At 56.4% G+C, this 12,180-nt stretch carries 13 protein-coding genes; 6 read left to right on the plus strand and 7 right to left on the minus strand.

Annotation, left to right across the window (positions count from 1 at the left end; translation table 11 throughout):
- Positions 1-14 precede the first annotated feature (14 nt).
- Genes FTW19_RS19975 through FTW19_RS19985 form a run of 3 tightly spaced genes read left to right on the plus strand, consistent with a single transcriptional unit; the run spans position 15 to position 2,925 of the window.
- Positions 15-1,076, plus strand: coding sequence for an ATP-grasp domain-containing protein (locus tag FTW19_RS19975; RefSeq protein WP_147649328.1), 1,062 nt, complete (start codon positions 15-17; stop codon positions 1,074-1,076).
- A gap of 35 nt (positions 1,077-1,111) precedes the next feature.
- Complete coding sequence (locus tag FTW19_RS19980; RefSeq protein WP_187143071.1) at positions 1,112-1,957, plus strand: TIGR03435 family protein; 846 nt, start codon at positions 1,112-1,114, stop codon at positions 1,955-1,957.
- A complete protein-coding gene (locus FTW19_RS19985; RefSeq protein ID WP_147649330.1) occupies positions 1,957-2,925 on the plus strand; it encodes a hypothetical protein in 969 nt (322 codons plus the stop codon). Before FTW19_RS19980 ends, FTW19_RS19985 begins: the two co-directional genes overlap by 1 nt.
- Before the next feature lie 266 nt (positions 2,926-3,191).
- On the opposite strand, the gene FTW19_RS19990 is transcribed toward FTW19_RS19985, so the two are convergent.
- On the minus strand, positions 3,192-3,815 hold the full coding sequence (locus tag FTW19_RS19990; RefSeq protein ID WP_246153412.1) for a response regulator: 624 nt from the start codon (positions 3,813-3,815) through the stop codon (positions 3,192-3,194).
- Positions 3,816-3,975: 160 nt separating this feature from the next.
- Here FTW19_RS19990 and FTW19_RS19995 point away from each other — a divergent pair, with 160 nt between their 5' ends.
- The 3 genes from FTW19_RS19995 (at position 3,976) to FTW19_RS20005 (ending at position 6,031) form a co-directional block, all read left to right on the plus strand.
- The gene (locus FTW19_RS19995; RefSeq protein WP_147649331.1) at positions 3,976-4,326 is read left to right on the plus strand and encodes a hypothetical protein; all 351 of its coding nucleotides are present in this window, start codon (positions 3,976-3,978) and stop codon (positions 4,324-4,326) included.
- 185 nt (positions 4,327-4,511) lie between these two features.
- On the plus strand, positions 4,512-5,417 hold the full coding sequence (locus FTW19_RS20000) for a sigma-70 family RNA polymerase sigma factor (protein ID WP_147649332.1): 906 nt from the start codon (positions 4,512-4,514) through the stop codon (positions 5,415-5,417).
- Positions 5,418-5,761: 344 nt separating this feature from the next.
- Positions 5,762-6,031 carry a hypothetical protein gene (locus FTW19_RS20005; RefSeq protein ID WP_147649333.1) on the plus strand — a complete coding sequence of 90 codons (270 nt, stop codon included), beginning with the start codon at positions 5,762-5,764 and terminating at the stop codon, positions 6,029-6,031.
- Positions 6,032-6,038: 7 nt separating this feature from the next.
- On the opposite strand, the gene FTW19_RS20010 is transcribed toward FTW19_RS20005, so the two are convergent.
- From FTW19_RS20010 to FTW19_RS20035, 6 genes are all read right to left on the minus strand, one after another.
- Entirely contained in the window at positions 6,039-6,554 is a 516-nt protein-coding gene (locus FTW19_RS20010) for a hypothetical protein (RefSeq protein ID WP_147649334.1), read from the minus strand.
- 111 nt (positions 6,555-6,665) lie between these two features.
- Positions 6,666-7,820 carry a VWA domain-containing protein gene (locus FTW19_RS20015; protein ID WP_147649335.1) on the minus strand — a complete coding sequence of 385 codons (1,155 nt, stop codon included), beginning with the start codon at positions 7,818-7,820 and terminating at the stop codon, positions 6,666-6,668.
- Positions 7,821-7,890: 70 nt separating this feature from the next.
- Positions 7,891-9,435: a DUF5060 domain-containing protein gene (locus FTW19_RS20020; RefSeq protein WP_246153413.1), complete on the minus strand. Its 1,545-nt coding sequence runs from the start codon at positions 9,433-9,435 to the stop codon at positions 7,891-7,893.
- 213 nt (positions 9,436-9,648) lie between these two features.
- Positions 9,649-10,260: a response regulator transcription factor gene (locus FTW19_RS20025; protein ID WP_147649336.1), complete on the minus strand. Its 612-nt coding sequence runs from the start codon at positions 10,258-10,260 to the stop codon at positions 9,649-9,651.
- On the minus strand, positions 10,257-11,405 hold the full coding sequence (locus FTW19_RS20030; RefSeq protein WP_147649337.1) for a sensor histidine kinase: 1,149 nt from the start codon (positions 11,403-11,405) through the stop codon (positions 10,257-10,259). Before FTW19_RS20030 ends, FTW19_RS20025 begins: the two co-directional genes overlap by 4 nt.
- Before the next feature lie 4 nt (positions 11,406-11,409).
- Positions 11,410-12,180: an ABC transporter permease gene (locus FTW19_RS20035; RefSeq protein WP_147649338.1), complete on the minus strand. Its 771-nt coding sequence runs from the start codon at positions 12,178-12,180 to the stop codon at positions 11,410-11,412.

Below are 12,180 nucleotides of genomic sequence, written 5' to 3' on the forward strand. Positions count from 1 at the left end.
TGCGAAAGGGCAATGTGGCTATCATCATAATTTCGGATCTTGTGGACTATCATGCGGCCGCTGTGGCTTGGGCTCTTGCCGCCACAGGCGTTCCCTACGTCCAGTGGGAGGGCATTGGGTATGAAGAACCCCGGCAAGCGTCAATTGAACTCGGCTCGTATACACGAGTACGCTTAGGTGGCCATCTGGTGAGCAAAAACGACGTGATATGGTTTCGTCGACCTCGGCAGCTCTCTTACCATCCAGACATGGCCGTCCTTGATCGGCGGTTTGCGATGCTAGAGTCCTTGCGCTTTTCAGAATGCCTAGGAGCTGCTCTCGACGAGATCGGCTGTCGCTGTGTCAATTCTCCTACGGCTGTCTATGACATTAACCGTAAGGCAGCGCAGATTATCCTGGCGCACAAAGTTGGATTGTTAGTTCCCCATACGCTTATGGGGAATCAGCCTCCGGAGATCGAAGATTTTTTCCGGTCGGTCGAGAACGATGCTGTTTATAAGGCTTTCTTACCGCATCTCTGGTTCGATCCTGACACCGAATCGCAGGCAATATTGGAAACAAAAAATATCTCTTCATTAGCAAACGACGTGATTGAAGTTGCCACGTATACTCCGGGAATCTATCAAAAGCGCGTTCGCAAAGTTGCCGATATTCGTGTTCTCGTAATGGGCGAGCTAATGCGCGCGTTTGTTCTCCATTCAGAGGCTCTGGATTGGAGATATACGCAGGACTATGCAGATCTAAAAATTAAGGAAAGAGCGATACCTGCGCCCATTCGTAGCCTCATTGAGCAATTCATGTCCGCGGCAGGAATTGTCACCGGCTCATTGGACTTCGGGCTGGATGAACATGGTCAGTGGTGGTTCTTCGAGATCAACGAATCCGGTCAATTCTTATGGATCGATCACTCTATGGAGGGCGCCGGTGTATTCCAAGACTTTCTGGCATTTCTTAGCGGAAAGCCCCGAGAGCTCTTCCCCTGTCTAAAAGATTATCGGCATGATGACTCGATCCTCGACTCACGCCCGAAAGAGATGGCTCCAATAGTCACGGTGGAACATCTCGGAGTTTGTTAGCGGAAAGGATATGTTGACCGATGTGGAGTTTTAAGATGAACATCGTGGGCCCGATGCTGTTGAGCGGAGTGCTGCTAGTGACGGAGTTGGTCTGCGTTGCCAAAACTCCTCCTGTGGAGCAGCCGAAGCAACAACCGGGCACATGTTGTGCGCAAGGTTTTGATGTCGTTTCGATCAAGCAAACGAAGGAGAATTCGGACAATGTTCTGATGTTCTCAAGGGAGGATGGTTTCAATGCCCAGAATGTGCATGTCGCGGCACTTTTGAACTACGCTTTCGATGCGCATGAATATCAGATTATCGGTTTACCGGATTGGGCCCGGTCTACAACGTTCGACGTTGTTGGAAAATTTTCCGATCCGAATGAAGTGGCCCTAAAGAAAGCTACCCTGGAGGAGCGGGAAGAATGGGTGGCCAAAATCTTGGTAGAAAGATTCCATCTTGTGTCTCATAAAGAGAAGCGGGTCATGCCGGTCTATGATTTGACCGTGAGCAAGGATGGCTTTAAGGCCAAGCAATCTCAGCCCGCAACCGTCGATCAAGGCCACCTAGCCGATTCCGTCAATCCACAGCAGGGCATGCTGTATGCGACCAATCGAAGTATCTTTGGAAAGAGCGCGCCATTTTCAGATCTTGCACCACTTCTTTCCGGAATCGTTAACAGATCCGTTATAGACAAGACTGGTGTCACAGGAAGCTACGACATTAAATTGGTCTGGACCCCGGAACAGGCTATGCTATCGAATGCTCCACAAAGTAGCCAAGGCCCACCGGATATCTATACAGCTCTCCAGCAACAACTTGGCCTACGACTTAGCAGCAGCAAAGCGCCAGTCGATGTTCTTGTGATCGATTCCATCAGTTTTCCTATTGCGAACTGATGGAATTGAGACAAATTCTTAGGCTATCGGCTATACCAGAAAATATGTATTCGGTCTTCAAATACGCTTCGTTGAGATTCCTGACTGTGCTTGCCGGCCTCATGCTGGCCTCTACTATGCATTTGTATGCATCGGCACCCTGTCGCTCAATTCCCGGTGCAGCTCAGCTCTGGTCTGATTTTAAGACTCGCTGGGTTTGGATCGGCGAAACCCACGGAACCTCCGAGATTCCTGCGGCTTTCGGCGACTTGGTCTGTGACGCTCTTGCTCAAGGACGCGTCGTCACGGTGGTTCTTGAACGGCCTGCCACAGAGCAGACAGCAATTGACGGGCTCATTAGCTCCAGCGATCCTAGCTGGAGCGAAAACCAACTTCTCAACCAGCCCGATTGGCAGAATGTCTTCGATGGGAGAACTAGCAAGGCCATGCTAAAGCTTCTTCTCCGGCTTCGAGAGCTGAAGAAGGAATATCCGGCGATGCGTGTATCCGCAATCGTCAACTTCGCATCGGCCTCATCAGATAGTCAGATCAAGGATGATGACGTAGATAAAGCTATCGGCCGCGCTGTTTTGGCGCTAGAGAGGAAGGAACCCAGAAATATTGTGTTGGTTCTCACCGGAAACGTCCATGGTATGAAGAGTCCCGTACTGGGTTACAAGACTGCGGCGATGTACCTTCCGTCCGAAGGTCTTGTTTCACTGGAAGTGACGGGTCTAGGTGGAGATGCCTGGACAATGCATCGTGGCGCTTGTGGCCCTGGCCCCGCCGGAGTCCGCGACAAGGATACAAATCGCTCATTGGGAATCTATCTCCATGGCGATTTAGCACCAGTAGGGAAAGTAGATGGCATTTTAGCTTTAGGCGAACCGACTTCGGCGTCATCTCCTGCAAACTCAACGATGCTGGAAGGCGCTCCTTGTCGAGAAGTGTTTTCCTCTCGACAGAGGGAAGAATCGTCTCCCAACTGAAGAATTGATTTCCCGAAGTTGTTCTGCCTGTGAGAAGGGGGCGTTTCACTCCTTCCCGCTCCGGCCGCCTTGCGTCATGCGTCACCCACAACAGCGGGACATTCCTTTCCGCAACGCCCTTCCTCTAAGTCTTGTGCGCTAACACGCACGAATGCGGTTGACAGGCTTTGCTAAGGGGCTCCGCCAATCGCGCGGCGCTAGGCATCCTGAATCTCCGCACCTGGCTTGTGCAGACCTCCTGTACGTTCCGTCCTTTCCGCGCCAGCTTAGCCATCGATAAAGCCCCGCTTGATTGCAATAGTTACCGCATGCGTGCGGTCGTTCGCGCCAAGTTTGGAGAGGATACTTTTCATGTGCCCTTTGATGGTGGCTTCGGAGACGGACAACTGAGCTCCGATGATCTTGTTTGAGTTTCCGTCTGCGACACGCCGTAGTACTTCAATCTCGCGATCGCTGAGCGCATCCTCGGTCATATGCTCCGCGAGCTCAGCTGCTATTTCCGGCGGAATCCTTCTCTTGCCGGCGTTCACAGCGCGGATCGTCTCCAGCAAGTCTTTCCGCAGCATGCTTTTAAGAAGATATCCGGAGGCCCCTGCCTTCAAGGCACGAAACGCCTGCACGTCACCCTGGTAGGTCGTAAGCACAACGAATCGAGCATCTGGAAACTCCGACCGGATGGCAACGATCGTCTCGATACCGTTCATCCCCGGCATCTGCAGATCCATCAGGGTTACATCGGGTCGGTGGCGACGAAAGAGTTCAATCGCCTCCTGCCCATTCGCCGCTTCGGCGACAAGCTCGACGTCCTGCTCACCTTCCAGTACAGCGGCGATTCCTTCACGCAGCAGGGGGTGGTCGTCTACAGTGAGAACCTTGATGATCTTTGTCACGGCTTATACCTCCACTCTGCTTCAGAAAATCCTGACATCTAACGATACGCCGGGTGCGGCGCCGACTCATTCTCCCAACGGATAGCGAACGCCCCCTACTTTCGAGATTGCCTGGCAGCCCTGCCGTCTTTAGCCTTCGGATGTGCAGCGACTCTTCTCAATGTTTCCTACCGGACTGGTGGGGGTGGCGCTCCTGGTATTGCGAGTCTCGATAGCCACCTCCTTACTCATCCATGCAGCCGACCGCTGCTCTCAGCTGACCTCCTGCTGGATGACGATCGGATTCGCTCTGACGGCATTGCCTTTGTGCCTTGGCTTGTTCACGCCATATGTCGCTGTGTTTTCGGGAGTGTTGCAGTTCCTGGCGCTTATGTCTGATGGAGGCAATCGCCCTCAGCTCATTACATCAATCGTCGACAGCGGAGTACTCTCAGTTCTGGGCCCAGGCGCCTACTCGATCGATTCCCGGCTCTTCGGTCGAAAACTTCTCGAGCTTCCTCCTAAAAAGTAGTGCGCCAGTGACAGAACACTGCCAAAGCAGGTAGACGCGGTCCCCCTATGTTGCTTCGCGGTAGGACGAGTGGCGCTCTCCCAGTATCCGAAAGAGGTGAATTCGCCAGCACGAAAGGGGATGTTGGGTAAGCCGCGATGAGCCGGATACTCCAATCAAAAGCAGCCTAGAGAGGAGATCCCCCAATGACTCAGCTTGAGAAAGTCCAGTACACAGCAGACGGCTTTCTATCTCCGACCGATCCACATCTCAAATGGAATACACAAACCAGTGAATACGATGACGGTCTCTCGGCGTTTCTCGATTTGCGGCGCAACCTATTTGGCGTCGCCTATCGCATGCTGAGAAGCGCCGCCGAGGCAGAGGATATTCTTCAGGACGTCTGGCTGCGATGGCAGACCACGGATCGTAGCCTGGTGCTCGATCCTTCGGCATTCCTGATGACGATCACGACCCGTATGTGCATCAACTTGTGCAAGTCCGCCCGTTCGCGCCGCGAGACCTATGTCGGGACTTGGTTTTCAGAGCCGGTTGATCCAACCATCGATCCCTGCCTGGGAGCAGAACGCAAAGATGCATTGAAGACTGCTGTCCTGGTTCTCCTGGCGAAGCTCCGTCCGACAGAACGTGCCGTGTATGTCCTTCGCGAGGCCTTCGACTACTCCTATTGCCAGATCGCAGAGATCCTTCAGATGAAGGAAACCAACGTTCGCCAACTGCTTACCCGTGCTCGCAGACATATCGCGGCGCGGCAGCCTGCAGCGGTGAGTTCGGCGGAGCGGAGGCGTTTTCTGGCGGCCTTTACCGCTGCCGCCCAGAACGGAGATCTGGTTAAACTGGAGGGTCTCTTCTCCCCTGGCGCCGTTCCAGACGAGCGAGGAAATACCGCGACCGATCTGGAGCCTCCGCCTGTGGAACAAAATCTGACAGCCTGTCACAAAACGGCGGGGTACGCGGTCTTAACCAGCGCAACCATCCGCAGTGAGGCTGATCGGAATGAAGGTCTCAATCACATGGAAGTGGAGGCCAGCAGCATTGGTCTGCTGGCAACACATGGGATGGTTCGTACTGTAAGTTTCGTCTGCAAATAAAACGAATACTGCTTGTTTCGTAGAGCATTTTTGCTGTGAGTGTGATGCAGGGCTTCCGCATCTATGGGCGTTTTCCGCAATGAAAACGCCACTGCACGCCCCTTCCGGATACCCGGCAACAGGGAAAATGCTCGATGGCATGCGCACGCAGGGGAGCTGGGTTTTCGCGATTTCTCCAGCTTGTTCCCGGTGAAGGAGAATCGCAGGCAACCGGGGAACTCTGCGTGCTGCATTAAAAAATGATCAGTCAATTTTGCTCTTGTCTTAACTCTTGTCCGGGATGTGTATCTCGTGGTTCAATTACCGACCCAATACGCGGCGCACGCAAGAAGGAGGAATGACGGATGGATATCTACGTACGTACCGATGAAACCATTCTGATCCAGACGGATGCTTACTACGAGGAGCAGGCCAGCCAGGAAGAGGTATACCTCGAAGAGACGGAGGAAGGACTACGCATGATCCTATGCGCGGACGATCCGCCCTCACCTCAAAGCGAGTGTGTCAACAAGGAACAGGGTGAGGCGGTGGAAGAGCTTATCACCGGCGATGCCGATGATCCTCCCCTCAGTGAGGAGACGGTCAGGGAGATGCTTCACATATGCCCCGAGTAACAGGAGCTTACGGCTTACACAGCTCCTGTTCCGTCATCGCCTTCAACAGTGGCCTGGTCGGAAAACTCCAGCTCGTATCGCGATCCTTGAAGACCGTCATCGTGGTCGTCGATCCCATGAACTTTAGATAGAAGTCCACCGGTTCCATATTGCCGGAGTGCGCGCCCGGGCGGTTGTACAGGAACTGGTTGTTACGCACTTCCACCCACTCCCGCCGCATCGGCTTGTAAGCATCGAAGGTAAATGTCAGCCTGGTCAGCGGCAGAGGCGGTTCCGTGGCCTGCCGCTCATACGGCATCCAGAAGGCGGGCGTCTGCCCGACCTCAAAGAAGATATCCGCCTGCTTCACGCCCTCTACCGTCTTGATGCACTGCAATGTCAGCCAGGCATCTTCAGGTTCACCGCGTACGCTGATACGCGTCCATGCGGCCCGGCTGGTAGCGGCCACGCCGCTGGTCACAGAAAGATTGGGCGCCTGTGCCAAGGCGGCACAGGTGAACAGCATCCAGACAAAGCGGCGCATATGGCCACTTTAGAGCATCTTCCCCGTTGCTGGGTATCAGGAAGAGGTGTGCAGCGGCGTTTTCATCTCAGAAAACGCCCATAGATGCGGAAACCCTACACGGAAGGTGCTCTACCGCGAAGGCTCGCCGACATAGTAGCCGTCGCGCGTCTGCACGAAGAGTTTGTTGTCCTTTGTCGTCAGGTCGATCTGGTGGTAACCGTCGCTTCCTGTCGCCTGGTCCGGGGTGAACTCGATGCGGTACTGGCTGCGAAGCTCACGGGCAATTTCTTTATAGATTTCGTCGACCGGATGCTTCTTGCTGACCTCGAAGACCTGACCGCCGGTCTCCTGTGTCATACGCTCCAGCACCTTCTTACCGTCTCCATTGCGGTTTCCCGAGCCGGAGCCGCCACCCGGGCCAGGCCAGCTGCCCCGAGGTCCGCCGCCGAAGCCGCGCTGTCCGCCGCTCTCTTCGCCCTTGTAGTAGATCGCGTAAATGATGGTGTCGGAGCGCTGTGCGGCTTCCAGAGAGCGGGCCAGTGTTACCTTGCTGCCGCGGTCCTCACCGTCGGTCAGCAGGATCAGTGCCTTGCGGCCGGTTTGCTTCTTCATCAACTCATCGCTGCCCAGGAACACAGCGTCGTACAGCACCGTTCCGCCACCGCCGAAGCCACCACGCCCGCCGCCCTGGCCGCCTCCCTGCCCACCACGACGGCCGCTGCGGCCACCGCCACCGGGAAACTGAAAGAAGTTCTGCGATCCACGGCGATCGTCATCGGGCGGAGCTCCGCCATTCCGATCACCGCCACCACCGCTGCCAGGACGGTCCCCCTCGAGCTGCTTCAACCCTTCCTGCAGCTTGCCCCGTTCATGCGTCAGATCCGCCAGCAGGTCAGCCTTATGGCCGAACTGAATGACGAACGCCCGGTCATCGTTCGAGGTGAGCATATCGTCCAGAAACGCCGAACTTGCGCGCCGCTCATCATCCAAACGGCTGGAGACGCTACCGCTGACGTCCACCAGAAGCCCCAACGTCAACGGCAGATTGGCGTCACTGGTGAAATAACGAATCTCCTGGGGCTTGCCGTCGACTTTGAGGTTGAAATCTTCCTTTTTCAGGGTCAGGACAAGTGCGCCCTTCTTGTCATGTACGACTGTGGGTACATGGACAAGTTTTGCGCCGACACCCTGAATTGGCTTCGGCGCCTCCTGGGCGCTTAATACATGAGCAAACAATACACACGAAGAACCGAGGACGAAGGAAAGGAGCAGTCTGCGCTTCATGGCATCTTTCTTAGACGGCCCCGCGCAGAAGTGGACTACAGGCCATCTCTGCGCGGAGGCCTCCCTCGTCCTAAACTCTTACGAACCGGACGGCCATATAGGGCTTGCCGGTCAGCTTCACCCGGCTCTTCCCGCTAAACTCTCCGGCGACCGGCGTTAAGGTCATTGCCCAGGGATCGATCAACTCCGCGCGGTACTTGCCTTTGTCCGGCAGGGGAAAGTCGTAGTAAAGCGGCCCATGGAAGTCGAAGTAGAACAGGAATGATTCATCCTGATTCCGCTTCGCGCTCGGATAGTAAGGCGGCTCGATCTGGGTAAATCCGATCTGATTCCCACCCACGGCGGCGGTCTCCTCCACCATCTTTCGCAGAAAGCCGATGCGGGCGGGACTCGTGCCCTTCAGCGTGCCACCGTGCGACCACCACAGCACGGCCTTGTCGTTCTCGATATCGCTCTCGGTCACGTAGGTCTCGCCGTGCCCGGGGTAGACTCCCGCGACGATGCACAGCCAGAAACGCCGTGTCATCTCCTCGCCTGACAGGTTGCCCCACCGCGAATTGATATTGCCTTCATACATGCACTCGTCGAAGATGACCGGTTTACGCCACGACGAGCGCCAACTCGCCGCCTTGTCGAAGGCGTAGTCCTGCACGCCGGCGTGTGTGCACCAGACGCGGCTGTAGTCATACGGAGCCTTGCTGTAGTGGATCGACCGCAGATGTCCATACGGATCGCTCTCGGTGACAATCTCCGCATAGCGGTCCCAGTCGCCGGTGTTCTTCTTCTTCATCAGATCGAACTCGTTGGCCAGCGACCACCACACGTTGCGATACGCCGCAAAGCGCGCGATCACATACCGCAGATAACGATCGTCGACCTCCGCCGGCATCTCCTGGAAGCCCCAGTGATCGTAGGGATGAAAGAGGATCAGGTCCGCCTCGACGTTCATCGCTCGCAGGTCCAGAATGCGCTGCTCGATATGGCGGAAATACTCCGGATTGAAGCGGGAGTAATCATTCGTCTCACCCTGGCGCGGGAACGGGAAGCGCGGCGGAACTCCGTGGTTGTACTGGTACCACTTGGGGAAGATGCACATGCGCATCTTGTTGAATGGCCCTGTCTTCAAGGCTGCCAGCGTCTCACGCTCGCGCTCTTCCGTTTGGTGCACCCAGGCATAGCAGGTGGTGCCAAACGGAAAGTACGGTGTGCCGTCGGCGTAGCCGAAGTGGAAGGTGTCACGCACGCTTACAGGACCATGGTTGCCGCCGGCGGCAGGCGTCACCTCCACGGCTCCTGTCTTCCCTTTCAGCACCGGTGCGTTGCTGTCGGTGGTGTAGTTCCAGGCGCCGACCGAGTCCGGCATGAAGCGCACCTTATACACACCATCGCCGTCGTAGAAGCCGTCGATCGTCATCTCCCGGCCTCCTTTGCGGAAGATGGCTTTCACCCAGATGTCCAGGAACGGATTGCCTTCCTTCGGGCCATTCAGGGTGATTTCAAAGACATCCCAGCGTTCGACCTTCGTTGCCGGTTGTGCTGGTGCAGCCATACCGTTTGTCGATATCCCGGCAACCATGGCGGCGCCGCCGGCCTTCAGCATCTCTCTGCGATTCATGCCGACAAGTTTACTTGCATATGCATAAAGATGCATAGAGGTTGGGGAGTGAAAAATTCCCTCCTGAGAGATACCGGAAGAGAAGCGGATTTCTCCGCTCCCGTTGGTCGCTGCGAAATGACAAATAAAAGCGGTTCGAGCACAGCTCGAACCGCTCTCCGGCCCCTTCGTTCGTGGATCCCGAAGCCCCCGTCGCGAGGGTGGGTTAGCCGTTTATAGCCAGCCTTTGGAGCGCGCGAGTCGAGCTGCCTCGATACGGTTGGACACGCCGAGTTTTGCGATCGATTCCGAGAGGTAATTCCGCACCGTGCCTTCGCTCAGGCCCAATTCCCGCGCCACATCTGCTGTCGACATACCGTCGCCGGCTCGTTGCAGAATCTGCCGTTCGCGGTCGGTCAGCGGATCGGGATCGGCTGTCCACGCCTCGGCTGCCAAATCCGGATCTACCACACGCAGACCGCGATGCACCCGTCGGATTGCCTCGGCGAGCTCGGCCGCGGGACGGTCCTTTAGTAGATAGCCCTGGGCTCCGGAATCGAGCGCGCGGCGCAGGTAGCCGGGACGGGCAAATGTCGTCAGAATCACCACGCGTGTCTTTGGGAAGCGCTCTTTCACTACCGCCGCCAGCTCGAGGCCAGTCATCTGCGGCATCTCGATATCGGTGACCAGCACTTGCGGGGGCTTCTTCGTCATGAGATCTAACGCTGCGCGCCCGTTACTGGCTGTGCCTGCCACGGTAATATCGGGCTCTGTATTCAATAGCGCCGCCAGGGCGCCCAGAACCATGCCCTGGTCTTCGACCAACAGAACCTCAATCTTCGTCATACCGTGGCTGCACCCTGCGGCAGATCGATCGTCAGTTGAGTACCAACCTCAGACTGGATCGACAACCGCCCACCCAGTGCTTCCACGCGTTCACGCATACCGCGCAATCCTGACCCCTCTTCCTTGACCCCGCCTTTGCCATTATCCGCAACCGTAACGTGCAGCCTTCCATCGCGGAAGCGGAACTGCATCCAGACCTCGGTCGCCTCAGAATGGCGCATGATATTGGTCACACTCTCCCGCACCGCCAGGCATAGCACTGTCTCTTCTGCGATCGGCAATTCGTTCGGCAGGCCATCGCAGACCAGCTTGATGCCGGCCGTTGCGAGCGTTTTGCGTGCACGGTCTACCTCTGCGCTCAGGCCCTGTGAGCGGTATCCCAGAACAGCCTCACGGACCTCCGCCAGAGCCTTACGTGATGTCTGCTGGATCTCAGCTATCTCAGATGCAGCCGCATTGGGATCGCTGGCGATCAGCTTGCCTGCCAACTCGCTCTTCAGCGCAATGACTGTCAGCGTATGTCCCAGCAGGTCATGCAGGTCGCGTGCAATGCGCTCCCGCTCGGCAACCGTCGCCAGATGTTCGATCTCTTCGTTGGCAAGTTTCAGCTTCGCATTGGAGCGTTCCTGCTCCGCGTAGTACATGTTTGTCAGCGTGATTACCACCACGAAGAAGACACCAATGAAGACCGACCAGTGGTTCAACTGGAAGATCGCCATCTCGACGAACATACCGGAGACTTGCGCTCCCATCGCGATCAGCGCTTTTCGCGGATTCTTCAGGATGAACGGCAGCATGGCTACCGGATAGACAAATAGCCCGGATGCGCCGGCATTGAACGGCAGGTACGCATAGCCGACCGCAAACAGTACGGTGTATGCGACCCAACGGGTGCGCCCCCTGGTTTCGGCCGCTGCGATAAACGAGATCAGAAAGATGGGATATGCGATCGCCAGCGCGATCCACGCATCACGTTCGTGCCGGAGAATGGGCTCGATCAGGAAAAACACGGTGTAGGTCAGCGAGATATAGCGAAAGAAGCGCCTTGCCTTCCGTTCCGCCCACTTCTTTTCCCGAAGTACCCGCTCCAGTTTTTCGTTCTCGTTGTTTTCGTTGCAGTCGACCACCGCACCCTCTCCTGACATCACCTTAGCTCTTTGCCGCGTTCCGCCGGAAGAGCACCATCGCCAATCCCAACATCAATACGGTAAATCCTGCGAGTGCAGCTACGTGGCCGGCCACCGAACCCTGCCTATCAAACCCGATGCCTCCAAGCGCAATCTGCGCCAGATGGTACGTCGGCCATACCGGCGCCACCTTCTGCAGCCAGTGCGGCAGCACGGATAGCGGCATCCACAACCCGGAGCAGAAGCTCATCGGCAGATAGATCAGGTTCAGAATGCCCGGCGCAGCCTGCGGCGGCACCACCATCGCCAACATCAGTCCCATGGAGGCAAAGGGCAGCACCCCGCCAAGAATCGTGAGCGCCAGGTTTCGGATTTCCGCACCCGTAATCACCACATGCCCCATCGTCAGACCAAGGGTCAACAGCAGCCCGAAGATTATCGTCGCGAAGGCAAAGGCCGTCAGCAGCTTTGCCACCAGATATGCCCCAGCCGGCATGGGGCTGGCCTGCTTGACCTCCAGCCATCCCAGGTTGCGCTCATTCGACAGCGTCACGCTGATACCAAAGAGTGAACAGCCCACCAGGCCGAAGATCGAATAGGTCGCCATCAGGTACTTGCTCGCCGACAGCACCTCATGTCCCCTGCTGTTCACAACACCGAAAAGCAGATAGAACATCAGCGGGAAGCCGATCGTCGCCAGGGTAAAAGTGCGGGCGCGCAGAAGGCGCAGAAACTCGTACTTTGCCTCTTTGCGGTACAACGGGAAACGGGGTGCAATAGTCATCGTCGTCAT

This window comes from Terriglobus albidus (assembly GCF_008000815.1).
Lineage (GTDB): Bacteria > Acidobacteriota > Terriglobia > Terriglobales > Acidobacteriaceae > Terriglobus > Terriglobus albidus_A.

Bases quoted from the DNA above. Each gene is read 5' to 3' on its own strand.
- FTW19_RS19980 (WP_187143071.1), top strand. From the start codon at position 1,112: ATGAACATCGTGGGCCCGATGCTGTTGAGCGGAGTGCTGCTAGTGACG.
- FTW19_RS19985 (WP_147649330.1), top strand. From the start codon at position 1,957: ATGGAATTGAGACAAATTCTTAGGCTATCGGCTATACCAGAAAATATG.
- FTW19_RS19995 (WP_147649331.1), top strand. From the start codon at position 3,976: ATGTTTCCTACCGGACTGGTGGGGGTGGCGCTCCTGGTATTGCGAGTC.
- FTW19_RS20000 (WP_147649332.1), top strand. From the start codon at position 4,512: ATGACTCAGCTTGAGAAAGTCCAGTACACAGCAGACGGCTTTCTATCT.
- FTW19_RS20005 (WP_147649333.1), top strand. From the start codon at position 5,762: ATGGATATCTACGTACGTACCGATGAAACCATTCTGATCCAGACGGAT.
- FTW19_RS20010 (WP_147649334.1), bottom strand. From the start codon at position 6,554: ATGCGCCGCTTTGTCTGGATGCTGTTCACCTGTGCCGCCTTGGCACAG.
- FTW19_RS20015 (WP_147649335.1), bottom strand. From the start codon at position 7,820: ATGAAGCGCAGACTGCTCCTTTCCTTCGTCCTCGGTTCTTCGTGTGTA.
- FTW19_RS20020 (WP_246153413.1), bottom strand. From the start codon at position 9,435: ATGAATCGCAGAGAGATGCTGAAGGCCGGCGGCGCCGCCATGGTTGCC.
- FTW19_RS20025 (WP_147649336.1), bottom strand. From the start codon at position 10,260: ATGACGAAGATTGAGGTTCTGTTGGTCGAAGACCAGGGCATGGTTCTG.
- FTW19_RS20030 (WP_147649337.1), bottom strand. From the start codon at position 11,405: ATGTCAGGAGAGGGTGCGGTGGTCGACTGCAACGAAAACAACGAGAAC.
- FTW19_RS20035 (WP_147649338.1), bottom strand. From the start codon at position 12,180: ATGACGACGATGACTATTGCACCCCGTTTCCCGTTGTACCGCAAAGAG.